The sequence below is a fragment of the Leptodesmis sp. genome (assembly GCF_052746595.1).
Genome location: NZ_JBRAGO010000007.1, coordinates 1 through 25734, shown reverse-complemented (window position 1 = coordinate 25734; position 25734 = coordinate 1). Strand labels below are relative to the sequence as shown.

26 protein-coding genes and 1 pseudogene are annotated in these 25734 nt (G+C 50.1%); 16 read left to right on the top strand and 11 right to left on the bottom strand.

Features of this window, described 5'->3' with window-relative positions:
- The first annotated feature begins 151 nt into the window (after window positions 1–151).
- Both cysK and ACUVQO_RS02775 read left to right on the top strand, forming a co-directional pair.
- Window positions 152–1144: a cysteine synthase A gene (cysK, locus tag ACUVQO_RS02780; protein WP_445924371.1), complete on the top strand. Its 993-nt coding sequence runs from the start codon at window positions 152–154 to the stop codon at window positions 1142–1144.
- Between the two features lie 156 nt (window positions 1145–1300).
- A complete protein-coding gene (locus tag ACUVQO_RS02775) occupies window positions 1301–2392 on the top strand; it encodes a phosphotransacetylase family protein (RefSeq protein WP_445924370.1) in 1092 nt (363 codons plus the stop codon).
- Between the two features lie 16 nt (window positions 2393–2408).
- Here the strand turns inward: ACUVQO_RS02775 and ACUVQO_RS02770 are convergent, their stop codons facing one another.
- Window positions 2409–2762 (bottom strand): zinc ribbon domain-containing protein, encoded by a 354-nt coding sequence (locus ACUVQO_RS02770; RefSeq protein WP_445924369.1) that lies wholly within the window; start codon window positions 2760–2762, stop codon window positions 2409–2411.
- Window positions 2763–2939: 177 nt separating this feature from the next.
- Window positions 2940–3812, bottom strand: coding sequence for an S-methyl-5'-thioadenosine phosphorylase (locus tag ACUVQO_RS02765; protein WP_445924368.1), 873 nt, complete (start codon window positions 3810–3812; stop codon window positions 2940–2942).
- A gap of 215 nt (window positions 3813–4027) precedes the next feature.
- Here ACUVQO_RS02765 and ACUVQO_RS02760 point away from each other — a divergent pair, with 215 nt between their 5' ends.
- From ACUVQO_RS02760 to ACUVQO_RS02750, 3 genes are read left to right on the top strand one after another with little or no spacing between them, the layout of a single operon-like run.
- On the top strand, window positions 4028–4525 hold the full coding sequence (locus ACUVQO_RS02760; protein ID WP_445924367.1) for a hypothetical protein: 498 nt from the start codon (window positions 4028–4030) through the stop codon (window positions 4523–4525).
- 36 nt (window positions 4526–4561) lie between these two features.
- The gene (locus tag ACUVQO_RS02755) at window positions 4562–4747 is read left to right on the top strand and encodes a hypothetical protein (protein ID WP_445924366.1); all 186 of its coding nucleotides are present in this window, start codon (window positions 4562–4564) and stop codon (window positions 4745–4747) included.
- On the top strand, window positions 4729–4845 hold the full coding sequence (locus ACUVQO_RS02750; protein ID WP_445924365.1) for an ATP-binding protein: 117 nt from the start codon (window positions 4729–4731) through the stop codon (window positions 4843–4845). Before ACUVQO_RS02755 ends, ACUVQO_RS02750 begins: the two co-directional genes overlap by 19 nt.
- A gap of 557 nt (window positions 4846–5402) precedes the next feature.
- Here ACUVQO_RS02750 and ligA read toward each other — a convergent pair.
- Window positions 5403–7670, bottom strand: coding sequence for an NAD-dependent DNA ligase LigA (gene ligA, locus ACUVQO_RS02745; protein ID WP_445924364.1), 2268 nt, complete (start codon window positions 7668–7670; stop codon window positions 5403–5405).
- Between the two features lie 136 nt (window positions 7671–7806).
- Between ligA and ACUVQO_RS02740 the strand changes: the two genes are divergently transcribed.
- The 5 genes from ACUVQO_RS02740 (at window position 7807) to ACUVQO_RS02720 (ending at window position 13068) form a co-directional block, all read left to right on the top strand.
- On the top strand, window positions 7807–8106 hold the full coding sequence (locus ACUVQO_RS02740) for a hypothetical protein (RefSeq protein WP_445924363.1): 300 nt from the start codon (window positions 7807–7809) through the stop codon (window positions 8104–8106).
- 543 nt (window positions 8107–8649) lie between these two features.
- Window positions 8650–9417 (top strand): hypothetical protein, encoded by a 768-nt coding sequence (locus ACUVQO_RS02735; RefSeq protein ID WP_445924362.1) that lies wholly within the window; start codon window positions 8650–8652, stop codon window positions 9415–9417.
- 99 nt (window positions 9418–9516) lie between these two features.
- Complete coding sequence (locus ACUVQO_RS02730; protein WP_445924361.1) at window positions 9517–9816, top strand: hypothetical protein; 300 nt, start codon at window positions 9517–9519, stop codon at window positions 9814–9816.
- An 8-nt stretch (window positions 9817–9824) separates the two neighbouring features.
- Window positions 9825–11051: a murein transglycosylase A gene (gene mltA / locus ACUVQO_RS02725; protein WP_445924360.1), complete on the top strand. Its 1227-nt coding sequence runs from the start codon at window positions 9825–9827 to the stop codon at window positions 11049–11051.
- Window positions 11052–11058: 7 nt separating this feature from the next.
- Complete coding sequence (locus tag ACUVQO_RS02720) at window positions 11059–13068, top strand: cation:proton antiporter (RefSeq protein ID WP_445924359.1); 2010 nt, start codon at window positions 11059–11061, stop codon at window positions 13066–13068.
- Between the two features lie 161 nt (window positions 13069–13229).
- Here the strand turns inward: ACUVQO_RS02720 and ACUVQO_RS02715 are convergent, their stop codons facing one another.
- Window positions 13230–15089, bottom strand: coding sequence for an alpha/beta hydrolase (locus ACUVQO_RS02715; protein WP_445924358.1), 1860 nt, complete (start codon window positions 15087–15089; stop codon window positions 13230–13232).
- A gap of 135 nt (window positions 15090–15224) precedes the next feature.
- A complete protein-coding gene (locus ACUVQO_RS02710; RefSeq protein WP_445924357.1) occupies window positions 15225–15752 on the bottom strand; it encodes a DUF4168 domain-containing protein in 528 nt (175 codons plus the stop codon).
- A 541-nt stretch (window positions 15753–16293) separates the two neighbouring features.
- Here ACUVQO_RS02710 and ACUVQO_RS02705 point away from each other — a divergent pair.
- From ACUVQO_RS02705 to ACUVQO_RS02680, 6 genes and pseudogenes are all read left to right on the top strand, one after another.
- Window positions 16294–16995 carry a hypothetical protein gene (locus ACUVQO_RS02705; RefSeq protein ID WP_445924356.1) on the top strand — a complete coding sequence of 234 codons (702 nt, stop codon included), beginning with the start codon at window positions 16294–16296 and terminating at the stop codon, window positions 16993–16995.
- A complete protein-coding gene (locus tag ACUVQO_RS02700) occupies window positions 16949–17248 on the top strand; it encodes a hypothetical protein (RefSeq protein ID WP_445924355.1) in 300 nt (99 codons plus the stop codon). The genes ACUVQO_RS02705 and ACUVQO_RS02700 overlap by 47 nt, the downstream gene beginning before the upstream one ends.
- 15 nt (window positions 17249–17263) lie before the next feature.
- A pseudogene (locus ACUVQO_RS02695) lies at window positions 17264–18361 on the top strand (beta-phosphoglucomutase); the annotation flags it as partial.
- Window positions 18335–19333 carry a beta-phosphoglucomutase gene (pgmB, locus tag ACUVQO_RS02690; protein WP_445924404.1) on the top strand — a complete coding sequence of 333 codons (999 nt, stop codon included), beginning with the start codon at window positions 18335–18337 and terminating at the stop codon, window positions 19331–19333. The pseudogene ACUVQO_RS02695 and the gene pgmB, both read left to right, overlap by 27 nt.
- A 204-nt stretch (window positions 19334–19537) precedes the next feature.
- On the top strand, window positions 19538–19726 hold the full coding sequence (locus ACUVQO_RS02685) for a hypothetical protein (RefSeq protein ID WP_445924354.1): 189 nt from the start codon (window positions 19538–19540) through the stop codon (window positions 19724–19726).
- On the top strand, window positions 19723–21132 hold the full coding sequence (locus tag ACUVQO_RS02680; protein WP_445924353.1) for a recombinase family protein: 1410 nt from the start codon (window positions 19723–19725) through the stop codon (window positions 21130–21132). Before ACUVQO_RS02685 ends, ACUVQO_RS02680 begins: the two co-directional genes overlap by 4 nt.
- 10 nt (window positions 21133–21142) lie before the next feature.
- Here ACUVQO_RS02680 and ACUVQO_RS02675 read toward each other — a convergent pair whose 3' ends face one another.
- From ACUVQO_RS02675 to ACUVQO_RS02650, 6 genes are all read right to left on the bottom strand, one after another.
- Window positions 21143–21265 carry a hypothetical protein gene (locus ACUVQO_RS02675; protein WP_445924352.1) on the bottom strand — a complete coding sequence of 41 codons (123 nt, stop codon included), beginning with the start codon at window positions 21263–21265 and terminating at the stop codon, window positions 21143–21145.
- A gap of 101 nt (window positions 21266–21366) precedes the next feature.
- Complete coding sequence (locus tag ACUVQO_RS02670) at window positions 21367–22155, bottom strand: WG repeat-containing protein (protein ID WP_445924351.1); 789 nt, start codon at window positions 22153–22155, stop codon at window positions 21367–21369.
- Between the two features lie 159 nt (window positions 22156–22314).
- Entirely contained in the window at window positions 22315–23592 is a 1278-nt protein-coding gene (locus ACUVQO_RS02665) for an aminotransferase class I/II-fold pyridoxal phosphate-dependent enzyme (RefSeq protein ID WP_445924350.1), read from the bottom strand.
- A 216-nt stretch (window positions 23593–23808) separates the two neighbouring features.
- Window positions 23809–24930, bottom strand: a complete 1122-nt coding sequence (locus tag ACUVQO_RS02660) for an aromatic ring-hydroxylating dioxygenase subunit alpha (RefSeq protein ID WP_445924349.1) — start codon at window positions 24928–24930, stop codon at window positions 23809–23811.
- Window positions 24931–25007: 77 nt separating this feature from the next.
- On the bottom strand, window positions 25008–25412 hold the full coding sequence (locus tag ACUVQO_RS02655) for a response regulator transcription factor (protein ID WP_445924348.1): 405 nt from the start codon (window positions 25410–25412) through the stop codon (window positions 25008–25010).
- 7 nt (window positions 25413–25419) lie between these two features.
- The gene (locus ACUVQO_RS02650; RefSeq protein ID WP_445924347.1) at window positions 25420–25662 is read right to left on the bottom strand and encodes a PAS domain-containing protein; all 243 of its coding nucleotides are present in this window, start codon (window positions 25660–25662) and stop codon (window positions 25420–25422) included.
- Between the last annotated feature and the right edge of the window lie 72 nt (window positions 25663–25734).

Sequence of the window (25734 nt, the reverse complement as noted above, 5' to 3'; positions counted from 1 at the left end):
AAGCCCTGATCCCCTTTCTTAAATCCTTATGAAGCCCTTAATTTCTATCGACTTACCGTATTAAACTGAACTTAAACGCTTCTTTTGATTCAGGTTTTGTCATGGCCTGCAGATTGAGAGGCCACTCATCTCCCTTATATGGAGCCATTTTATGCGAATTGCCAATGACGTAACGGATTTGATTGGAAAAACTCCCTTAGTGCGCCTTAACCGCATTCCCCAGGCTGAAGGATGCGTGGCTCAGGTTGTGGCCAAGCTAGAAGGAATGAACCCTGCCGCATCAGTGAAAGACCGGATTGGGGCGAGCATGATTAATGCTGCAGAGGAAGCTGGATTGATCCAACCAGGGAAAACTATCTTAGTGGAGCCAACCTCCGGAAATACGGGGATTGCGCTGGCGATGGTCGCTGCAGCCAAAGGCTATCAACTGATTCTCACCATGCCGGAAACCATGAGTTTAGAACGGCGAGCCATGTTGAAGGCTTACGGTGCCCAACTGGAACTGACTCCCGGTGCTCAGGGAATGAAAGGGGCGGTGCAACGGGCAGAAGAAATTGCTGCCAGTCTGCCGAATGCTTTTATGCCGCAACAGTTTGCTAACCCTGCCAACCCCAAGATTCACCGGGAAACTACGGCTGAAGAACTATGGGCCGATACCGATGGTCAGATTGATATCCTGATTGCTGGAGTGGGTACAGGTGGCACCATTACGGGGGTGGCCGAAGTCCTGAAACAGCGCAAACCTGAATTCAAAGCGATCGCTGTGGAACCTGTAGAAAGCCCGGTTCTCTCCGGTGGGCAACCTGGCCCTCACAAAATCCAGGGAATTGGCGCTGGCTTCGTTCCCAAAGTGCTGAAGCTCGACCTAGTAGATGAAGTGGTGCAAATTAGCAGTGAAGAGGCTGTCTCCTTCAGTCGTCGCATGGCCCGTGAAGAAGGGCTGCTATCTGGCATCTCCTCCGGAGCTGCGCTTGCCGCCGCTATCCAGGTTGCCAAGCGCCCTGAAAATGCTGGCAAGCTGGTTGTCTTTATCCAACCCAGCTTCGGCGAACGCTACCTCAGCACTGTTCTGTTCAAGGATTTGGAAGATGTGCAAGTTGCTCAGTTGAATGGCAGCGATCGGGAACTGTCTTCAGTGAATTAGTTGGAATTAGTTGGCAGGGTAGATGGCTTTTGCTGTCAGCAAAAGCCATCTACCCTGCACTCCTCTATTCTCCACTCCCTACTCTCAACCTGACTTACAATGAGTTGAAATGTGTTTCTCACATTTGCGTTCAGAATCAACATCGGGAGTAGAGGCGTGCCTGAGTCTGCTAAATATTTGCTTGTTGGATCAACTGAAGCGTACAGTGGCAAATCAGCAACCCTTTTGGGATTGGCCCATCATCTCAAGGCCAAAGGGTTGGATATTGCTTATGGCAAGCCACTGGGAACCATTTGGAGCCGTCCTCCCGGTGAAATCGTTGAAGAAGATGTTCAATTTGTTACTGAAACGCTGAAACTCCCGTCTAACCGTTTGCAGCCCACCATTTTACCCATGACGGATATCACGATTCAGAAACGGATTCGTGGAGAAGATCAGACGGATTACTGCCAACTCTTGTCCCAGTATTTACAATTGCAAGGCCCAGATCTGGTGTTATTAGAAGGGCCATCCAATTTGGAGGAGGGCAGTCTGTTTAACCTGTCGCTAATGCAAATAGCGGAGATTGTGGATGCCAAGGTGTTGTTAGTTGCCCGCTTCCACTCCCTCCTGATTGTGGGTGCATTGCTCTCGGCCAAGCGTCGATTGGGCGATCGCCTGATTGGAGCCTTCATTAATGACATTCCCCAGGATCGGCTGGAGGAAGTGAAAACAACCGTTAAGCCCTATCTGGAGCAGCATGACGTACCGATTCTGGGCCTCATGCCCCGGAGCGCGCTCCTCCGCAGCGCCACTGTTGAGGATCTGGTGGAGCAGTTGAATGCAGAAGTACTGTGTCGAGCTGATCGCCTGGATCTAATGGTCGAGAATCTCTCCATTGGAGCGATGAACGTGAACTCTGCCCTCAAATACTTCCGGAAGGGACACAACATGGCCGTTGTGACGGGGGGCGATCGCACCGACATTCAGCTTGCCGCCCTGGAAACATCGACTCAATGCCTGATTCTAAGCGGACAGGTGCGTCCCCATCCGGATGTCATCAGTCGTGCTGAAGATCTGGAAATTCCCATCCTCTCAGTCGATCTCGATACGTTGACGACTGTGGAAATTGTCGATCGTGCGATCGGACAGGTGCGTATTCACGAACCCCGCAAGCTGCAATTTCTTTACCAGATCATGGCTGAAAGCTTTGACTTTGAAGCATTGATGGCAGCGATGGGTTTAGAAGCTCCAGTTTCAGCCCAATAATGACCAAGGACAATTCCTACTGCAGCAAAGCAATGATCAAACTGATCAACACTAATGCTGCCAGAATGATCCAGGTGAGGTTGCGCTTAAGCCAGACTTGAATTTGAAAACCGGGACTGTACCCAGGTTTGGTAAGGGTAGAGGGACGGGTGCGATCGCAATACAGGGTGCAATCCATGGCAAACGGACGCTTGGGAAATGTACAGGTGTCATCCTCATGGTAGAGACAGGTTAAGCAGAGAGGTTCTTTTCCGGTTGCCTGATATAACGTCATCCCCGGATGCCCGTGCGCCTTCAATGGAGTGCGGCAATAAGGGCACTCCAGTGCCTGAGTCTCAACAGCTTGATGACATTTCGGACAATCCGGCATAGGTCAAAGGTGTCCTTCCCTTGCTATCTCTACTATCTCTTATCCTCCGTGCATCTATCTACCTACAGAGACGTTTCACCGAAACGTCTCTGCCATTCATCATCTCGTCACGCTGTTATTCCATCATCGTATTACTTCTTTTTCATCCCCCATTCACTATTCTCCATCCGCCTCAGCTCACATATATTTCTGCAGCAATAAACTCAGTCGCTCTTTCGCCTCAGCCGAAATCTTATCCAGGGGAGTCAAAATGGCATATTTCAGTGCTGAGTGAGCATCTGACTCAGGGGGGGCGGCAGCCAACCGACGCACCGTTTCCTGAATTACCTTTTGAGCATTCACGGCATTGCGTTGCAAGTTGGCAATCACCATATCAACAGTGACACTGTCATGATCGGGATGCCAGCAATCGTAATCGGTCACCAGGGCCAGAGTGGCGTAGGCGATCTCTGCTTCCCGTGCCAGTTTCGCTTCCGGTAGATTCGTCATGCCAATCACTGTTGCGCCCCAACTGCGGTACAGGTGAGATTCTGCCTTGGTGGAAAAGGCTGGGCCTTCCATACAGACGTAAGTACCGCCCCGATGTAGCGTGACATCCGTGAGTTGCAGGCTCTCCACTGCATCCGCCAGAATTTTGGCTAGCTGAGGACAGACCGGATCCCCAAAGGCAATATGAGCCACAACTCCTTCGCCAAAAAAGGTAGAAATGCGATTTTTGGTACGATCGATAAATTGATCCGGTACGACCATATCTAATGGCTTGGCTTCGGCTTTCAAGGAGCCGACGGCTGAAGCTGAAATGAGGTATTTCACGCCAATACTTTTCATCGCATAAATATTGGCTCTAAACGGTAGCTCGGAGGGCAGCAAGTGGTGATAACGACCATGACGGGCTAAAAAAGCTACCCGTACTCCGTCCAAAGTGCCGACAATTACCACATCTGAAGGTTGGCCGAAGGGAGTCTCTACCTGAATTTCTTCCACATCCTTGAGGGCTTCCATCTTGTAAAGACCACTGCCGCCAATAATACCGATCGCAACCTCAGTCATGAATGTCCTCTTGTATTCCGCGTGATAGACCTCCTCAGTCTACCTCCAGGGGGAGTAGACAGATAAAAGCCTTTTTGGTTTTCTGAATGCATCATGCCTTATGTCTAAACCAAGTCCAGCTAGAGAGCGGTCGTTTTCCGATCAGAGAAACTACGGTTCTGGACTTGGACAAGGTTTATTTTCTTTACATTAGCTGATTCACCCCACCTAAACACATGTTGGATGTTTGGAATTACCTGCTCGGTTCAGGCCCATTTATTCCCCACGGACATTGCTACCTCTGGAAAACGGGTCTGGTTTGGTTACATTTGCTCTCTGATTTATTTATTGCTTTAGCTTATTACTCCATCCCGCTGACCCTGTTCTACTTTGTCCGGCGGCGGCCCGATCTGCCCTTTAACTGGATCTTTCTCATGTTTGGATCCTTTATTGTGGCCTGTGGCACCACTCACCTGATGGAAGTGTGGACACTCTGGTATCCCACCTACTGGACATCCAGTACGCTCAAGGCAGTGGCGGCGGGTATATCCATGTTTACGGCAGTGCAACTGATTCTGATCTTACCTAAAGCGTTGTCGTTGCCCAGTCCGGCGCAGTTACAACAGGCTAATGAAGAACTGCAGGCCCAAATTGCCGAACGGTTGCGAATTGAAGCAGAACTGAAACAGTATCAGACGCAGCTAGAACATCTGGTGGCTGAGCGTACTGCCTAGCTAGAAGCATCCAATCGTTAGACAGAAGACTTACTGGTGCGAGAACGGGAAGCCCACACCCAGACGGAAGTGGCTAAGGCCGAATTACAGAATTATGCCGATCGCCTGACTCTGGCTATCGATCCCCGCTATCACGAAAAAATCTTTACCATCTTCCAGACCTGGCAATCCCGCGATGAGCAAGAAAATACCGGAGTACCGGAGTGGGATTGTCGATCGTGAAAAAGATCATTGAAAAAGAAGGTGGCTCCATCTGGGTAAAATCCCAGGTCGAACAAGGCACCACCTTCCGCTTCAAATGGCCTAAGAGGATGTTTTAAAAGCCAGTTATCCTGGTGACTGAAGTCTTGGCTATACCAAGAAGACCTGCCGACGCAGGTTACTGAACACCTTGATTGTATTGAGTCTGCGTCGGCAGACTTGATGAGTGTAGTCGCAGTTTTAACCGCCAGATACTTTTATAAAACACCCTCCAAGAATAGGTGACGTACTCCCGACACCGACGCTACGCATACGGTGCGGGCTTCTCCACCGGAAGTGTTCTACCACTGGTTACCGGGTTCGAGCTTTTTATAGTGAGGAAGACGCCCAGCCCCACTGTTGATATTGTTCTCCCGAAGGAGGTTTGCCTTTGAAATTCCCAATTCTGCGTTTTCCAGTAATCGTGTTCCGGCTGTGGGTGTCTGCACTGTCGCTTGGCAGGGAATGCCGTAGTAATGCCGTCTCTATTGTCGCGGCACGAAATTCAATTTTACCAAATTGGCGGTTCCTCGTCTCCCCTCTCCGCCGCCACGCAATTGCTGGGCATAACTTTGAGGGGGACTCGCAACCGCCCCGCTTTCATCCCGTCACTCGCCTTCGGCAGAGTGCGGGGCTTTTACGGAGAAGCTAAAAGGTTCAGTAATTCTGCTTCTGACAAAATCGGAATTCCTAGCGTCTGCGCCTTTTCCAATTTGGAACCTGCTTCTGCTCCCGCTACAACGTAATTGGTTTTTTTGCTCACAGAGTCAGTTACTTTGCCCCCTGCTTTTTGGATTAAGGCTTTGGCATCGTCGCGCTTGAGGGTAGGAAGGGTGCCTGTCAAGACGAAGATTTTGCCAGTGAGGGGGGTGGGGCGCGAGCTGTGGGCTGTGGGGGTAGAGTGGAAGGTGAGGCCAGCGGCTTTCAAGCGATCGATTAATTCGTAATTGGCAGGATTTTGAAACCATTGGTAGATAGACTCGGCGATGGTATGGCCGATACCATACACAGCAGCAATATTTTCCACCGTTGCCTGCATCAGGGCATCCACACTGGGAAAGGCTTCGGTAAGGACTTGAGCATTGACGCTGCCAACATGCCGAATTCCCAAACCATACAGAACTCGTGACCAGGGTTGCTGTTTGGAGTCGGCGATCGCTTTCACCAACTTTTCAGCAGACTTTTTGCCCATGCGTTCTAGAGTCATTAATTGTTCCACTGTAATGTCGTACAGATCTGCGATCGATTTCACTAATCCGGTATCGACAAGTTGCTGCACTAATTTTTCACCCAATCCATTAATGTCCATGGCATCCCGGGCAGCCCAATGCACCAACTCTGCCCGCACGATCGCAGGACAAGAGGCATTAATACAGCGAGTCACGGCTTCATCCTCTGGCTTGACCAGGGGTTGATGACACTCCGGACAGTGGGTGGGCATCTGATACGGCTCAGTGCCATCCGGACGCAACTCGTACAGCACACGTACTACCTCGGGAATGATTTCTCCCGCTTTGCGAATAATCACCGTATCCCCCACTCGGATATCCAGTTCGGCAATCCGATCGCGATTGTGCAAAGTTGCTCGTGATACTGTTGTGCCTGCCAGCCGTACCGGACGCATTTCCGCCAGCGGTGTTACTGCTCCTGTACGCCCTACATTCACACTGATTCGCTCCACCACTGTGGGGGCTTCCTCTGCCGGATACTTGAGCGCGATCGCCCAGCGGGGAAATTTCTGGGTAAAGCCCAACAGTTCCTGTAGCTTTAAGGAATTCAGCTTCACCACTACGCCATCTGTCATGTAGTGCAGTCGAGTCCGTTCAGTAGACCAGCGATCGCAGTAGGCAATCACCTCCTGCAAATTCTGGCACAGCGCCCCTTCTGGATTGACACGGAAGCCCAATTGTTTCAAGGTTTGGAGTACTTCCCATTGGGTGGTGGGATTTGGGATTTGGGCAGAGGAATTTTGAATTTTGAATTTTGAATTTTGAATTTCCGCCCCATCTCCCCGACCTTCCCTATCTTCTCCACCTGCCTGCTCCTCCAAGTGTAGGGCATAGGCAAAAAAATCCAACTTCCGCTTGGCGACAATCCTGGAATCCAGTTGTCGGAGGGTTCCTGCTGCGGCATTGCGGGGATTCGCAAACAGGGGTTCCCCAGACTGCTCCCGTTCCTGATTAATTTGCTCAAAGGATGACAGGGGCAGAAAGGCTTCGCCGCGCACTTCCACGATCGCTGGTGGATTTTCCACATTCAGTCGCAGAGGAATGGAGCGAATAGTTTTCACGTTCTGGGTAATGTCTTCTCCTTCCACCCCATCTCCACGAGTCGCCCCTCGAACCAGAAAACCATTTTCATAGGTCAGAGCCAGGGCAGAACCATCAATTTTGAGTTCACAGACGTAGGAAAAAGGAGAGTTTTGTGTTCTGTGTTCTGCGTTTTGGGTTGAAGATGCTTCTACCTGGGACCTGAAACCTGAAAGCTCCAAACTCCCCGCTTGAGGCGGGTCTTCTAACTGAGAACTCAAAAATGAGAACTCAGAACTCTTTAGCTGTCGTTTCCAGCGTTCTTCCCACCTGATCAGGTCTTCGTTGCTAAAGGCGTTCTCCAGGCTGTAAAGGGGAATGTTGTGCCGAACAGAGGTAAATTGGCTGGCGGGACGTTCGCCGACTCGTTGAGTAGGACTGTCAGGGGTAATTAGTTCCGGGTAGCGGGCTTCCAGGTCTACCAGTTCGTGATAAAGCTGGTCGTAGACAGCATCCTCCATAATTGGCTTGTCCAGGACATAGTAGGCATGGCTGGCTTTTTGCACCAATTGCCGCAATTCCTGAAGCCGCTGTAGGGTGGCGGTTGAGTGTTCCTGATCCTGATTCAGAAAGGAAAGCTGTTCTGCCGAATCCATTGGGTCAACGTTTGATGAAACTTTCCCCATAGTTTAGCGAGGTCGGAAGCTGGAAGCGAAAGGTTTTTGTCCCAAGTCGGAAAAGATCAGCTATCCTGCCAGGTAGTTGCCATAGAGTAAAGGTTCTCGGTTAGTGATGCGAGTTTGGTTAACCAGTTTTATTTTGCTGTTTGGGGTGGCGGAATTGTTTCAGTGGCTACGCGAGATTACCCTGCCCACGCCAATTTTCATCTTAGGTGGGGCATTGCTGGCGATCGCCTCCAACTACGACAAACTCTCCGATCTCCCCTGCCACCTGGACTACCAGGAACCCGATTCCCCACCCGAAATTCCTGCTGGTCAGACTCCCAAAGTAACTCTGTCAGTAACTCCCAAAGTTCATTCTGAACGCCCCATTTCCTTTGAAATCCGCAAACCTTTCAAACCAGGAAATTAGTAAATTAGTATCAAATGTTAACTATCCAGGAAATTAGTATCAAATGCTAACTATAGTTTCCAGAAAAACGACCACTAGATAGCAGATGAATGGGATCGCAAAACTTAGATTTGGGACTATTACCCAATCCCTAAATCCCCACTTCCCAACTTCTAATCTTGATTTGTTAAGAAAATATTGTATTTTAGCGAACAAAATTGAACTTTAATTACACAGGCTTGATTCCCACTCCAGTGATAGGTATGGTGTTAATTGAAGCTACCAAGCTTCCCTGGCAGATTAACAGCCAATGTTCAAAGTTAGTTAAGAGGTAAAAGCGCTGTTTCATCTAAATCTGTCTCGTCTAAACTACAGCAGCACCCAAAGCAAAATTTGATACTTCCTCAGCTATGAAGTAGGGAGTGTTGCAACTGAAGTACTGGAGTTAATCCGGGTAGCTGATCAGTTCGCCTCCAGATAGAATAAAAGCAAGAGAGGGGGTCACTCAGAGAGTAGAATCGTTGGGTGCTGTTGTAGTTTTAAACCTAAAAACTAGAGTGCAGAATGGCTATCATTGCGCTTAGAGCCTGGTATCTGGAGGAGTACGAGCCAATTAAGGAATTAGAAAAACGTCCCCATGATTTGCGTCTGAGCCGAAATAGTTTGCTGAAATCCGGGTTGCGCGCAGATTTTTTAGATGATAGTGAAGACGTGCTTAAATCGGCTTGGTTTCAGCGCTATTTAGAAGGGGAAAGTGTTGAATTTTATATTGAGGGAAGTGGTGGCTATGTGATTGCTAATATTGACCTTCGCAGTCACGAAATCTATTTCACCAAACAGGAAATTATGGCTGGTTTAGAGCCAGTGATTTTCTTCTGCTATCAAACTGAATTTCCGGAATCTGGTGAGATTTTGCAAGATGAGTTGACCGCAGCATTAGAAAAAATCAATGCTAAATCGCGCATTCCCATTTTTCTGAAACAATCCCATCGTTTGACGGATGGCCCAACCCGCCTGGATAGTGCACTGATGCGATCGATTCGGCAGAGTTTACTGTTCATTGCGGATACGACGGCGATCGCCCAGATTTCTGGCTCACCGACTCAGGTGTTGCCCAGTCCCACTGTCTGTGTGGAAGTTGGGTATGCCTTGCAGTGCAAACGCAAAGAGCAAATTTTGCTGACTCAAATGGAGCGGGATGACTTACCCGGACAGTTTCCGTTTGATCTGCCTGGTCAAAATCGGGTGTTATTTAAGGACAAAGCTCAACTTCGTAAGACTTTACTCCCTTTGCTACAAACTCAGCTGAAGCGGTTTAATTTGTTTAGTTGAGATAGTTTAACTGATACTTTTGCCCCGGCCCTGGGCAAAGTGATTTTATCTGGCATTCGTGCTAGATAATGACAACGTACACGCAAGAAGACAGGTTCTATGACTCAAGCGGCTGATAGAGCAACTGGAGAACAGCGGCGCAGCAAGTATGCCCGCACTCCGACCGAGTATGCAGTTCACCTGCTGATTGAAGGGGGGCATCGGGAAGAAGTTCGCTTCCCCACCATTCAAGAGTTTCAGAAGTGGTACAGCGGTGAGTTGATGCCTAAATCAACCTCTCACGACTTCATTACGGTGCCAATTAAGAACGTCCAGGGAGAATATATGGTGCTACGCCCCTCAAAGGTGATTGGCATTCGGGTAGAACCCGTCTTTAGCTCCAGTGTTGAACGGTTTTAACGGTTGAGATGGGTCGAATTGTGACGATCGCCTCCTCGCTTGCCCTGCTGGCAGCGGGTCTGATCAATGTACCAACGGGCAATAGTAAGGGGGCGCTGGAGAGGACGACTGAACGAGTATCCCAGGTGGCTCCTGCCAAGCCTGCACCTGCTCCTGTTCCGCCCCTGGTGCCTGCGCGATCGCCCATCTCCCTGCCCTCCGACACCCAGATCCTGGGTACTTCTGGTCAACGGGGCGATCGCAAAGTGCTATTGGCGGCGATCGACCATAGTTTGCGCTACCTGAGAACGGCAAGAGCAGCAGAGGATTATCGTCGCTATGCCATTCCTGGCATTACCCGCGATCGTGTGCGGCGCAGTCTGGAACGGTTCCGCCAGTTAGTCGTCCAAAGTAAATCCGCAGAGGCGTTACAGGCGGCGATCGAACGGGAATTTGTGTTCTACCAATCCACGGGGAAGGATGGTCAGGGAACGGTCGACTTTACAGGCTATTTTGAGCCAATTCACGAAGCCAGTCGGGTACGCACCAAGGAATTTTCCTATCCCATTTTTCGGATGCCACCTGATTTTGCCGCATGGCGCAAACCTCATCCCACCCGACAGCAACTGGAAGGATCAGATGGCCTGCAGTTCTCGAAAGGGCCACTGAAGGGATTGGAATTGGTGTGGTTGCGCGATCGCCTGGAAGCATTTTTGATTCAGGTGCAGGGATCGGCCCGCCTGCATTTGACCGATGGCAGCATGAAGACGATTGGCTATGCGGGCAATACGGATTACCCCTACGTCGGGATTGGACGGGAATTAGTGAAAGCAGGCAAAATTAAACCAGAAGAGTTAACCCTGCCTGCGGTGGTGCAATATTTCAAAGATCATCCTGATGAGTTGGATGTGTACTTACCGAAAAACCAGCGATTTGTCTTTTTTAAGCCCACCGGAGGGAGTCCCGCCACGGGCAGTTTGGGAGTGCCTGTCTTGCCTGAACGATCGATCGCAACCGATAAATCCCTATTTCCACCGGGGGCACTGGCTGTCATTCAAACTCAAATTCCAGTACAGACGGCTTCCGGAAAGTTAGAGCCACAACTGGCTACCCGTTACGTGCTAGATCAGGATACAGGTGGTGCGATTAAAGGCGCAGGACGAGTCGATGTTTTTATGGGAACGGGAACTCTGGCGGGCGATCGAGCAGGTTTAATCAATGCGCCTGGACAGCTTTACTACTTGTTATTGAAGTAGCGCTCTCATGGATGCGTCCCTTGGCCTGACACTGCAAATTATCCTGACGGTTGTGGCTGGGGTGGGGGCGCAGGTACTGGCCGAGTATGTCAATATACCCGCGATCGCGCTGCTGCTGCTGTTTGGGATTGTGCTTGGCCCCAGTGGTCTGAGTATCTTGCACCCAGATCGGTTGGGAGTCGGCTTGGATGTGTTGGTACCGCTGCTAGTCGCCATCATCCTGTTTGAAGGCGGATTTAATCTCCAGTTGCGGGATCTGGGGCAGGTGTCTGGGAGCCTGCGAAATTTAGTGACGGTGGGTACACTGATCACGCTCCTGGGTGGGGGAATGGCAGCTCACTGGCTGAGTGAGTTTCCCTGGTCAATTTCTTTTCTGTATGCTTCCCTGGTGGTTGTGACGGGGCCAACGGTGATTAATCCTTTGTTGAAACAGGTAAAGGTCGATCGCCGGGTGACGACTTTGCTGGAAGGGGAAGGGGTGCTGATCGATCCCGTTGGGGCCATTCTGGCTGTCGTCGTTCTGAATATTTTGATTAACGGGGATGCCGAGCCGATCGAGATTGCCGGCGGGTTAGTCAGTCGTTTGGGAATTGGGAGTGTTATTGGGATTGTGGGGGGATGGCTGATTGGTCAAATTTTGAAGCGTGCCCAATTTATCTCTGATGACCTCAAAAGTCTGGTAGTGCTGGCTGGGCAATGGGGCTGGTTTGGGTTAGCGCAGTCCTTGCAGAGTGAGTCGGGTTTGATGGCTGCCGTCGCTGCTGGCATTGTCCTGAGAGCTTCCTCACTGCCCGAAGAACGATTGCTCAAACGCTTTAAAGGCCAACTCTCGACCTTGGCGGTTTCTGTCTTGTTTATTTTACTGGCAGCCGATCTATCGATTCCAGGGGTGATGGCGTTGGGATGGGGCGGGGTACTGACCGTTTTGACTCTGATGTTTGTGGTGCGTCCAATCAACATTTGGATTTGTACCTGGAATAGTGGCCTGAGTTTGCGGCAGAAACTATTTCTGTCCTGGGTGGCTCCGCGCGGAATTGTGTCAGCATCTGTGGCTTCTTTGTTTGCAATTTCCCTAACTCAGCGCGGCGTCAATGGCGGTGACTCGATTAAGGCGCTGGTCTTTCTGACGATTATCCTGACGGTTTTTGTGCAGGCACTGACGGCTCAGGGGGTCGCCAATTTGTTAAACATCACGTCTCAAGCGGCCAAGGGTGCCGTAATTGTTGGCTGTAATCCCCTTAGTTTGCTGATTGCTCGGCTATTGCTTGAAAAAGGGGAAGCGGTGGTGTTACTGGACACGGCTCTCGAAGCAAAAGAGCAGGCGGCAGCGGAGAAGATCCCAATTTTTATCAGTAGTGCCTTAGATACGGATGTGTTGGAGCGAGCTGGACTGGCCGCCAAGGGTACGTTTCTGGCGATGACCAGTAATGGGGAAGTGAATTTAGTGGTGGCGCAACGAGCCGAGGAGGAATTTGGCCCTCCCCAAGTGCTGGCGATTTTCCCACGCGACCCTGAAGTGAATAATACCAGTCCCAATCCTAAAATTAAGCAAGCGTTTGTGGCCCAAATTCCGATCAAAACCTGGAGCCAGTACATTACCGATGGTTCTGTGAAGTTAGGCGAACTCGATTTCACAGAAGAACGACTGGAAATGCAACAAACTTACCTGCAAAAACTGATTGAGGAGGGTTCGTTAGTCCCCCTGTTGGTAGAGCGGGGCGATCGCTTACAAATCGTCTCAGCCGAAGAAACCTGGCAGGTGGGCGATCGCTTAATCTACCTGCTGCATGATCCCCGACCGGAATTGTTGAAACTTCTGTCGGGTGCCACTCAAACCCGGTTAACCCCTGAAAAGTTGCCAGAAGTGGAGAAGGCGACCGTTCCCGCGATCGCAGTAACAGTAGACAGTGAACAGGGGAAAGGAGAGAGTGAAATGGGTGAAACGGATGAAGAAGTGAAGGGAGAGGAGAGAGACAATGAGGGAGATGAGGAGGATAGGGCAGATAAGAATGGGTAAGTATCCGGCGGTTAAAACCGCGACTACACTCCCCCAGTCTGCTGACGCAGACTCAATACAATCAAGATTTTCAGTAACCTGCGTCGGCAGGTTTTCTGCGTATACCCACGACTTCAGTCGTCAGGGTGACTGTCCATCCTCCCCAGACCTCCATTACCCCATCACCTCTTTACCTCTCCGCCTGCGGCTACTGTCCGAATGGATCCCTGACTCAGTTGGTCAGCAGGCAGGGTTCGTACCAGATCGACTCGCAGGTCTGCCTGAGAAATGGATTGGGCATAGCTGGCAGAGAGATAGGCACGGAATGAGGGGTGTTGAGCAATATAGGTTTTGAAGAAGGCCAGGGTAAGGGCTTTGGTATAGCGCTGGGCAGCAGCGGGGTCAGGCCCAATGACTTCTGGAGGAATGTTGAGACTGGTGGTGCTGGAGTTCGGGCTACTGGCAGGTTTGCTGTTGTTACTGCTGTTGTTCGGGGCGGGTACATCGCCAATCACTGAGAAGTGGGTTCCCGGATCGATTTGCACCAGATACTTATCCAGGGTGGTGAGCCAGGTAAAGGGTTGGACTTGTTCAAACAGGGCGGGGGTAACAGTATCAGAACTGCCAGCCACAATCATGGTAGGGATTTGAATCGCACTCAGGCTGGTTTTTCCCAGGACAGCACTGGTAATGGGATTAAGGGCGATCGCCGCTTGAATGCGAGGATCGCGAAAATCTGACCGGGTTTGGCCGGAATGCTGTAACTGCAATGCCCGACATTGTAGCAACAGGGAAATATTGAACGTATTTTCCAAATTCGTACAACTGGCCTGTAACTCTGGAAAATTAATCGCTGCACCCGCCAAAGCCAGAGCTGTGTAGCCGCCAAAGGATTGGCCAATCACCCCCACTTGCTGGAGATTGAAACTTTGATAGGTCGGGTTGGTGCGAGATTGCTCTTCCAGATAATTCAACAAGTAGGTAATATCCAGAGGGCGATTGGCAAACTCACCCGGTTCTGATACTTCACTAGCATTTCCCTGTAACAGGGCTTCCATGTACTTACTGTCGCTGCCGGGATGTTCCGGAACCAACACCACAAAGCCATGAGAAGCCAGATGGCTTGCCAGGTAAGCAAAAGAATCGCGGTCTGACCCCAACCCGTGAGAGATAACGACGACGGGAAGAGAACGAGGCGCAGCAGCCTTTTCCAGGAGGGGAGTATAGATATCAACTTTGTAAATCCGGCCTTTTAGTAGATCTCTGGCAGAGGCGGGTAGGGCTGGCGTTGAGGGAGTGGCAATGCCGCGATCGGGGTCGTTCAGGGTAATCGTCTGTTTCTGAAACCTGAAGGGGCCACTTCTCCTTAGATCCATCAGGTTGGAACTTGGGGGAGGGGTAGTCACCTGTTCTTCTGATGCCACCTGAATAATTACTTGTGTGGCCTGTTTCGTTTTATTAATTAGCTGTTCCGCCTCCCTCACTACTTTTAGGCTGCGTTCTACATCGATCCGAATTCCTCTGGCTGGAAATCGGCGCAAAAAATTCAGTAAGGTTAATCCTTCTGGATCCCTGGCTGCCAGAATTAAAGCGGCACGAATCGCCTGATACCCAGAGATGCGGGATTCCGGCCGAATCACCTGGCCTAACCGCTTTAAAGCCACTTCTCCCTGCGGAGAATAGAGAAACTGGGCAACGGTAACAGGATTAACGTCTGCTTTGGCCTGCAGTGCTGTGCGCAAGTTCTCCAGGACTTTTGGATCAGCATACTGAGCATAAACGGCCAGATCCTCATCCATCACTCCTCGTTGGGCGTAATCTTCCAACGCCTTGACTGAAATTGATCGCTCCAGAATGTTATAGGCCACATAAATGCGCTCGGCCGCATAACTGGTGGGTGCAATCGCGATCGCCCCCAAACTACTCAAACCAGCCAGTAATAGTCCCCGTCCAAGGGAGCGGGAGCGATCGCCAAAGGAACTCAGAAAGTGGGTTTGCCAACGAGGAAAAATGTTAGAGACGTAGGAGCTTAAGGCCGTCATGATGTAAAAAAATCAGCAAACAAGGATGATGAAAAACACCTCATCCCAGCATCGTTTGATACCTGCTCTGCCACTATAGCAACTCTTTTTAAGCAAGACAGAAGGCATAAGAACCGGGTTAAGGCTGTCCTGTCCTTATTTCTGCGTGCCCGCTGGCTTCATCATTTGCTCAATTTTTTTCTGGAGAGTAGGGGTTTTCTGGACGGCTTCCAGAATTTGGATGAAGCGAGGTACCTCTAATCCTTCGGATTGAACCGCGTTGCCCATTTTAGCCTGGGTGTCTTTCTGAATTTGCACTAATTGGGCCAGGGCGCGATCGTATTTCTGCTGTTCGTCGTTAGAAATTTGAGTAGGCTTTGCTTGCGGGTCTTGCTTAGAAACGTAAATTTCCCTGAATCGGTCAACTTTCATGCCTTCCTTTTCAATAGCCTGAACCACCAGCGTATTCCGCTCTTTCGAGATAGAATCCAATTTCCTGGCAATGCCGACAAATTTTTGTAGTTCCTCGTCGCTGACAGATGGTTGAGAAGCTCCTGGAGCGGCTGGTTTTTGGGAAGTTCCCGGAGTTGATGGAGCAGGTGCGGAATTTTGGGCCTGGGCTGGCAGGTTGCCAACTGCCAACGCAAAAACCAGGGAACCAATAGCCAGAATGTTTTTGAGCATCAGAAAGTCCTTTGTATGACATTAGGGCCTTAAGCAATACCGACTAGTGTATCGAATCATGTTGGAAAATGCTTGAAGGGAGAGAAGGGAGAAGACGAAGAGATAGAGAACGACGGAGGAGAGAAGGGAAAAAGAAAAGAGAGGCAAAATTCAAGATGTATTATTACCTTGGCGGCTGAAGTTGTGGGTATACGCAGAAAACCTGCCGACGCAGGTTACTGAAAACCTTGATTGTATTGAGTCTGCGTCGGCAGACTGGGTGAGTGTAGTTGCGGCTTTAACCGTCGGATACTTTTTAAACACCCTCTTAGAATCCAGGATGAACAACGAATTTTTTGCAATCATTAATTTTTTCGCAATTTTTAATATAAATAATATAAAGTATTTTGAATTTGCAGCAGGTCTGCGAAAAATATAAATGATTATTAACTTGCGTATACAAGAGAGTAGATTTCCAAAAAACCGATTTTCCCTAATGATGCATCTATCCCAGGTAAGGAATGATAGGTAATGTGTTTTTTTCCTAACCCTGGACGGCTGCATGAACATGGCTGATTGGATTGTTGTAGAAACAACAGAAGGTGAATTTAATCCAACCCAACTTCACCATAAAGAGACTGTTTTTACGCTTAGTAACGGATATTTGGGAACTCGTGGCACGTTTGAAGAAGGGTATCCAGGAAGTTGCCCAGCAACATTGATTAATGGGGTATACGATAGCGCTCCTGTTGTGATGACGGAGTTAGCCAATTGTCCAGACTGGTTATCGCTGACGCTTCGGTTTGGTCGCTATGAGTCTACAGGGATGCTGAAGTGGGAACGCTTTCGTCTGGATAAGGGGGATGTGCTGCATTACCAGCGATGGCTGAATCTACACCGGGGTTTGTTAAGTTGTTCCGTGCGTTGGCGGAGTCCCGGTGGTCAGATATTAACCCTCCGGTTTGAGCGGTTTGTCAGCCTGGCAGATCAGCATACAGTGGCGCTGCGGTGCCAGATTGAGTCGGAAAATTTTACTGGCCCGGTAGAGGTTCATGCTGGTTTGAATGGTTACCCGGATAATCAGAGGTTGATGCACTGGGAGCAGGTTGAAGCAGGGGCAGACCAGGATATCTGGTTGGCAATTCGGAGTCGCACATCGAAGTTAGATTTGGGAATGGCGGCAAAAGTGGCGATCGCAGCAGCAACTCCCGTGCACAATGGCAATGGGATTCCACGGCTATACGGCTCTAATTGCCAACTTTGAGATGACCTTTGGACAAACGGTGACGATCGAAAAGCTGGTAACGGTATTTACCTCCCGTGAAATCAGAAATCCCCTGCAACGGGCACAGCAACATTTAGCGTCTCTACCTGATTATATGATTTTACTGGCTGCCCATGAAGCTCAATGGGCTATGCTCTGGCAAAGCAGTGACATTGTGGTAGAGGGAGATTGTACAGCGCAACTGGCACTCTGGTATAACCTGTTCCAGTTGCTGTCGGCGGCTCCCCGGTAGGACGATCGGGTTAGTATTCCAGCCAAGGCGCTGTCTGGCTTTGCCTATCGCGGACATATCTTCTGGGATACGGAAATCTTTATCTTGCCTTTCCTGATTTATACCCAGCCTGCTCTGGCCCGAAATTTGTTGATGTATCGTTATCATACCCTGGCGGGTGCCCGTCGGAAGGCCCAGACCCAGGGGTATGAAGGGGCAATGTACGTCTGGGAAAGTGCCGATACGGGGGATGAGGTAACTCCCAGTTGGGTTCCCCACGCTCACGATCCGAAGGAACTGGTGCGGATCTGGTGCGGCGAGATTGAGTTACATATCAGTGTTGATGTGGCTTATGTCGCTTATCAGTACTGGCAGGCAACCGGGGATGATGAGTGGATGCGTTGTTACGGGGCGGAAATGATTCTGGATACGGCGGTCTTCTGTGGGAGCCGAGTGGAGTGGAATCCCTTGGCCGATCGCTATGAAATCCGGCATGTGATCGGATCAGATGAATACCACGAGCGGGTAGACAATAATGCGTTTACTAATCGGATGATGCAGTGGCATCTACAAACGGCGCTCAGGGTGTGGGATTGGCTGGGGGCTGTAGATACAGAAAAAGCTGCGGATCTGCAAGAACGGTTGGTACTGACTGACTCCCGATTTACACACTGGATGGAGGTAATCGGTAAACTCTGGGTGCCTCAAGATCCGAAAAGCGGACTGATCGAGTAGTTTGAAGGATTTTTTGCCCTGCCGGATATCAATCTGGAGGAATATGAACCCCGACTGCGATCAATGCAGGTGCTGCTAGGAATTGAAGGAGCAAACCAGCGGCAGGTTTTGAAGCAAGCAGATGCGTTAATGCTGTTCTATTTGCTGCGGCAGGGAGCGTTTGTGGATACTCCTATCCTGGATAGGACGATCGAGTTTTTCAATCTGGATTCACCTGCGGCTCCAGGGGTATCTCACCTGGAAGCCTTGCAACTTAACTGGGATTATTACAACCCGCGCACGGATCACGCCTATGGCTCTTTCCTCGGCCCTGCGATTCATGCGATTTTGGCCTGTCAGCTAGGCAAGGTGGATGAAGCTTACGAGCACTTTATGCGATCAGCACTGGTGGATCTGGCAGATGTGCGCAGTAATGCGGCGGAAGGCATCCATGCGGCTTCAGCAGGAGGAGTCTGGCAGGCAGTGGTATTTGGCTTTGCGGGAATTCGCCTGACAGCCAATGGCCCGATCTCCTCTCCTCATCTGCCCATAGGTTGGACACGGCTGAAGTTTCAGTTGCAATGGCAGGGCCGAACCTACGACTTTGATTTGCAACCAGCAGAGAAGACAGACAAACGCCGGAAAGCTCCCACGGTTCAGGCCGTTATTTTTGATCTGGATGGCGTAATTACGGATACTTCCGAATTTCACTATCAGGCATGGCAGCGGTTGGCAGATGAGGAAGGGTTGCCCTTCGATCGCACCTTGAATGACTCTTTACGGGGCATCTCTCGTCGAGAGTCCCTGTTATGCTTGCTGAATGGGCGAACTGTGACGGAGGCCAAGTTTCGGGCGATGATGGATCGGAAAAATGGCTATTACCTGGAGCTGATTCGCACTATCACCCCCGCCCACTTACTGCCGGGCGTTGCAGAGCTATTGGCAGATTTAAAGGCAGCGGGAATTAAAATTGCCCTGGGCTCTTCCAGCAAAAATGCTCCCGAAGTTCTGGAACGCCTGGGAATTGCTCATCTGATGGATGCGATCGCCGACGGTAACAGTGTCACGCAGTCTAAACCCGCCCCTGATGTCTTTCTACACGCGGCTCACCAGTTGGGGATTGCCCCAGAACAGTGTTTGGTGATCGAGGATGCAACATCTGGGATTGAAGGGGCAATCCGGGCTGGCATGAAATCTATTGGTCTGGGGCCAGCGGAACGGATGCAAGAGGCGCAACTAGTACTGCCAAGTCTGGATGGTATGCGTTGGGCCGATATTCTGGATCAATTAAACCAACAGACAAAGCGATCGGGGGCAGCCCTCACCATTCAACGCTTGCTGCAAGATAAGAGAAGGGGGATTGAAAGTGAAGAGCTAAGAATGAAGAGTTGAGAATGAGGAGTGAAGAATTGGCAGTAGAATTGATTTCTAACATTCCCTGATCCTTCGTCAAGTCTGTATAAAAGATTGATCTGAAATGGTGAATTGTTAATCATCACTTTTCACTTGCAACTTTTAATTCTTCACGTCAAACTCTCAACCTTTCCCCTCTTTACGATAGTGTTTATGTTTAGTTGTGTTGTTCCTATAGATTCTGTGACAGGTCATGTTGATGAAGAAGCGATCGCTTTCGGTACTTCAGAGGCCGAAGCTGTCAAGGCAGCGGTTGCCTTATTGGTAGACCATTACGGCTGTGCTGAGGGACAGGCCGAGGGATTAGTCCAAAAGGCACGGATTGAACCAGTTTCAATCTGGTGTACTGCACCAGATGGTCAGTCCGCATGAGGGTTGTAGCTTATCTCTATCAGGATCCATTGCTAGAAGCAGTTGCTGCCCCAGTGAACTGGCCTGTGAAGGTGGCTCAGGTGTATCAGGATCTGGCGATGGCTGCCTCTCCGACTCCGGCTAAGCGGAAGTCTGCTAAACAAGCGACTGCAATGGAAAAGCGATTGCCGGAGAATCGTCCTCTGGAAAAGCGACCTCAGTGGCAGCAATTGTTGCAGGACTGCGATGCAGCAGCACCGGATTTTGTGCTGGTACGACAATTGGAAGACCTGGGGGATTCGGTGCAGGAGGTGAGCGATCGCCTGAGGGAACTGGAGTCGCGGGGAATTCCTCTGATGACGCTGGAGGAGTTGGAACGTTCGGGCTTTGATCCATCAGCATTAGTAGCAGAGGACTCACGGGCTGAAATGTTACAGCGATTGCAGGAGATGCAGCAAAGTCAGCGCAGTCGCCGGATTCGCCAGGGTCATGCTCGTAATCGGGTGAAAGCGTTGCCACCACCAGGGAAAGCACCCTATGGATACCGTCGCAATAAGACCGGATATGTGGTCGATCGCAGTACGGCTCCAGTGGTTAAAGATTTTTTTGAACAGTTTTTGTTATATGGCTCGATTCGAGGAGCGGTTCGTTATCTGGCAAAGCGGTACAACAAGAAGGTGTCTGCTTCTACAGGACTGCGCTGGTTGACAAATCCGGTCTATCGCGGGGATCTGGAATACCAGGACGGCAAGATTATTCGGAATACCCATCCAGCGATCATTTCACGGGATGAAGCCGCTCAGGTCGATCGCCTGCTGAAACGTAACCGTCGGATTGCCCCGCGTGCGGCCAGCGCCCCTCGCTCTCTGGCAGGATTGGTGGTCTGTGGGGAGTGTCAGTCTTCAATGACAGTGACTCGAGTGACGACTCACAATCGGCAACAGGAATATCTGTATCTGCGTCCGAGAAATTGTGCCAGGCAACCAAAGTGCAATGCCATTCCCTACGATGAGGTGCTGCAAGCTACGATCGAACGCATTTGTGAAGACCTGCCCCGTGCGGTCTCTGGGGTGGAGTTACCCGATATGACGCAGATAAAACAGGGCATGGTGGGAGCGATCGCAACGAAACAGGCAGCCCTGGATCAACTTCCAGATCTGGTGGCTAGCGAGGTGCTGGATCAGGACACGGCTGATTTGCGAGCTTACAAACTGCGCACAGAAATGGCAGACCTGGAAGACAAATTGGCTCAGTTGCCACCCGTAGATTTAAAGGCGACTGCCCAAACCGTTTCTATTCCCCAATTTTGGTTCGACCTTTCGGAGCCAGAACGTCGCTTCTACTTTCGGGAATTCATTCGCCAAATTCAACTTGTACGATACGAACAGGATTGGGAGTTAAAGCTACTCTTTTTCTTCAGTTTGTAGTGTTATCAGGTTATCGGGTGGGTTGCCAGATATATCGCCCGCTTTTACCGATGTACCCAGCGTTGCCTCCGGTGTAAACCAGAGCTAACCCGTTGGTGAAGTTGAGGGCGTAATCGAGTTGGGCCGCAATCATGAATTGACCAGTTTGATTAATAAAACCAAATTTGTCGTCGAGCTTGACTACGGCCAGTCCTTCAGAAAAGCGATCGCTGGTTGCAAATCTGGCAGGAATGATCAGCTTACCTGTTTTGTCAATGTAGCCCCATTTTCCGCTTTTTTAACGGCTGCCAGTCCTTCAGAAAATTCTCGAATTTCCTCAAATTCGGGGGCGATCGCAACTTTACCTGTCTTGTCAATGTATCCCCACTGTTGATTGACCTGAAATCCGGCCAATCCTTTTCGGAAGTCCCAATTACCTGCCAGCCGATCGCCTGTTAATTGGGGTTGAATGACGAATTGACCAGTTTTGTCAATGTAACCCCATCGCTTGTTGATCTGAACTGGTGCTAACCCTTCTGAGAAGGAGAGGGCGTAATCATATTGGGGAGGAATGGCGAATCGACCACTTTTGTTGATGTACCCATATTTATTATTCATCTTAACAGCAGCCAATCCCTCCTTGAAAGCAAGAGCATCTTCAAACCGAGGTGCAATAATTAACTTACCCGTACGATCGATATATCCATATTGATTTCCCAATACAACTAATGCCAAACCATCAGAAAACGCGAAGGCAAGTCTGAATTGAGATGAAATTACCTTTTTTCCAGTTTCATCAATGTACCCATACCTATCATTCTCTTTGAACTGGGCACGTCCATCCACAAAATTCCAAACTAATTCAAACTGAGGAAGAATGATGATCGTCCCCGTGTGATCTATAAACCCAAACCTGCCATCCTGTATGATGCGAAATAGGCGATTTTGTTGAAACTTAGAAGGAGATTGTAAGGTTGGATGTATGCTAGTGGGTGAATTTGTCATTTGAGCAAATAGAGAGTGCCCGCCAGAGGCTTCAAACACGACGAATAATCCTAAGGCCGTTATGGCTACTATTGAGCACTGCATCGAGGATGGCTGAATCATAGAAGTCTTGATAATAACTGAGAATAGGAAGTGGGATGAAAAAGATGATTTGTGCTCCATTTCCTATTCCCCACTTCCTATTTCCTGTTCCTGTTCTTATGCGCTGATCGTCGGTTTATAGGACAATTCCCGCACTTTCACCATAGTAGCCACTAACCGATCCATCTCTTCGTAGGTATGCAGTGCATTGACGGTAATACGGATGCGGGGTTTGGCGATAAACCAGATGGGAGAAACCCAGATGCCGTAATCCAAAAGTTCCCTGGCAAAAGCTTTGGGATTCAGTCCTGAAGGCAGGATGACAGGCACCACATTGGTTTCACCAATCGCGGTAAAGTCATGGGCCGCCAACCGCGATCGCAGGTAACGAGTGTTTTCTTGCAGACGGGTGACGATTTCTGGCCTCTGTTGCACCAGGCGAATACTTTGCAAAGCAGCGGCAGTCAAGGGGGGAGCCAGCGAGCAGGTGCCGATTGAGGTGGGAGAAACGTTGAGCAGGGGTTTCAGTTCTGCGACGTGACTGCTGATTGCCGCTCCCACAGAGGCTCCAAATTTGGAGAAAGTGGTCATGATCAGGGGAGCAATTCCCCGATTGATCGCATCCTGGGGAGTCAAACCATAATACTCATAAATACCGCGCCCCGTTGCCCCGATCGCGCCTGTGGCATGGGCTTCATCCATTAGCAACACACTGTCTGGATAGTTGGATAGAATTTCGATCATGTCGGGCAGGGGAGCTAGGTCGCCGTCCATCGAAAATACGGCATCAGACACCACCATGATGCGATCGTCCGGCTTGGCATAGCGCTTTAGCTTGCGGGCAAAATCTTCCATGTTGCAGTGCCGATAGGCTTTCACCCGCACGCGAGGACTGTGACCAAACATCTTGCCTGAGCGGGTTCCGGCATTGGTCAAGGCAGACACAATACAGCCGTGGTTCAGCACATCCGTCATAATCAGGGTTTCGCGAGTATGCTGAAATCCCGGTACCGGAATGGCCAGATGACAAAAGGCGTCCATCAGCGCCTGCATCGCCATCCAGGCATTGAGGAACAGTTGCGTGTGGGGCAGATGTTTGAATTGAGAGATTTCATCCTCCAGTTGCCGATGCAAATCAATCCGGCCACTGAGCACTGAGGTGGAACTATTAGAGGTACCGTACTGCAGAATCGAGTCGATCGCCGCCTGCTTCACCGACTCCTCCTGGCTCAACCCCAGCACATCGTTGGTGCAAAACGTTAGCACCACCCGACGTTTGCCCGTTTCTGCTTCCTCAATTTCTACCACATTGCCATGTTTGCGGTGGCAGATGTATTCATCGGGATCCAGCCCGCTTTGATACCAGCGCTGAACGTATTCCTTAACAACTTGCACAATTAAACTCCTCTCACCTTCCTAGAAAGCCTATCGCTTCTAGCTCAACAGTATAGATTGCCATGTCAATCCTTACTAGGCAGAATTGACTGCCAGCAAGGCCAAATTCTGCAGGAAGTCAGACGATCGGATCTCACCAATCTATCAGCTTTAATTGTGCATCCGTGGTTTTCCTGTATTAATTGGCTCTTAAGTAATTGGTTAAAAGGGGAAGGATTAATCAGAGGGGGTTCTCTCAGTAGCAGAAACGGGCTTTGGGGGGCTTTTGTGCTCCCTGGTTGCTGGGGAACTGCCGCCTTGCTCAACCTGTTTATATTGCCGCGTCATTAACCGCTGCAGAGCGATAATAGCTGGGTTAACTTCCACATAGCGTTGCCCTGGATGGGTCAGGTGAGTGCGTTGTTCACTCTCCACCATTTCTTTGTCTTGATTGATAAACCGCAGCAGGACAAATCGATTTAAGAGCCATTGCAAGCCTGGCTGGAGCCATCGCAGCAGGAAGGGAGGCAATCTGACTTTGAAGAAAAACAGGGTATAGGAGCGACTGTCAGTCAGGCCGATCGGTAGCCGCATCAGATAAAGTGCCGAAATTCCCGGCATGTGAGTGCGGTAATGGGGATAGCGATATTCAATGCGGATGGAGCGGGTCGTGGGCTGGTGAGAGCGATCGCTTAATCCCAACCAGCTTGCCAGACGACCTTGATAGGAGACTCGATACTCCGCCCGGACTGAGGTTTCGGTTTCTTGCAAGCTGATCAATACCGGGTTAAACCAGCCCTGTAACCCCTGATGCAAAATGCCATGAAAGACATCCATTGTATTTTCATTGCAAATTGTAAAATGGGCCTGGAAACAGACAGAGACAGGCACCATTAACCAGCCCGGTTCAGAAAATTCGGGAATCTCAGGAAGCTGGCGATCGTCTGCCAATGATGGGTCGCCCGGAAATACCCAGATCAGCCCATATTTTTCCTGCACAGGATAGGTGCGAACTTGAACACAGGGCAACTTTTGCTGGGGGGGCCAGTAGGGAATCCGAACGCATTCACCCTGGCCATTAAATTCCCAGCCATGATAGCGGCACATCAGATGGTTGCCAGTCACTTTGCCGCGATGCAGTTCCACACCCCGATGGGGACAGCGATCGCAGAGGGCATGAAGTTGGCCACTGGTGTCACGATAAAGGGCGATCTCCTGTTGCCAGAGGGTAACGTAGATGACCTGATTCGGCTTTACATCCCTAACCCAGCCTACGGCATACCAGTGGTTGGGGTTAATTCCAATCTGCCGGATGTCTGCCCGTACAGTGTGACCCGTGAGAGTCGTTGCCAGTTCCATCCCGTGTGCTGATGCCTTGCATCCAGAGAACAACAAAGAGCCTAACTAGGCGGCATCATATCACTGAAACCCTTCGTTCAAAACGCTGCAGAGTAAAATTGCTGTGCTTCCCGGTTTTGTGAATTGGAGTGCCATTCATGCTCATGCAGGTAATTCTGCCGCTTAGCCTGGATATTCTTGAGATGCTTTTTGACCGTATCCAGGGCGATATAGAGTTCTTCGGCAATCTGTTTCCGGTTGCACCCATCGCGCCGCCGGATCCAAACCTGGGTTTCCCGCTGCGTCAGTCCCCAGGATTGGGCTTCTGCGATCGCCAATCCCTGAACCGCTTGATTTTGATCTTGCAGACGCACCAGCAGACAGGGACACTGAAAAGCCTCGAAGCTTAGCCATTGCGCCCGGATTCGCAGTTTAGTAGTCTCACACTCTACTTCGGACTCTACCACCACCGATTGATCTGGGTATAACGTGCGGCTACCCATCAGGGCTTCACAAACTTGCCAGATTTCCTGGGGAATGGTGCGGTTTTTTTCCAGTTAACTGTTGACAAAGCTGAACTGCCATCTGATTCGCATACTTCTGCTCTTTTTGCTCTGTTAATACTAAAATGCCATCCACAAAACTCTCAAGAACAGCTTGTAGAAACTCAAGGGGGTTATTTGAAGTGTTCATAATCGTGTAGAAAGGAGCTTTTCGTGTATTACTTGGTACTACACAGACGGGTTTGATCATTACCGGAGCTTCTCAAAAAGAAACTCGACTCATTCGTCTTAAAGGGCTCAATCTACCTAAATCCGTCGCAGT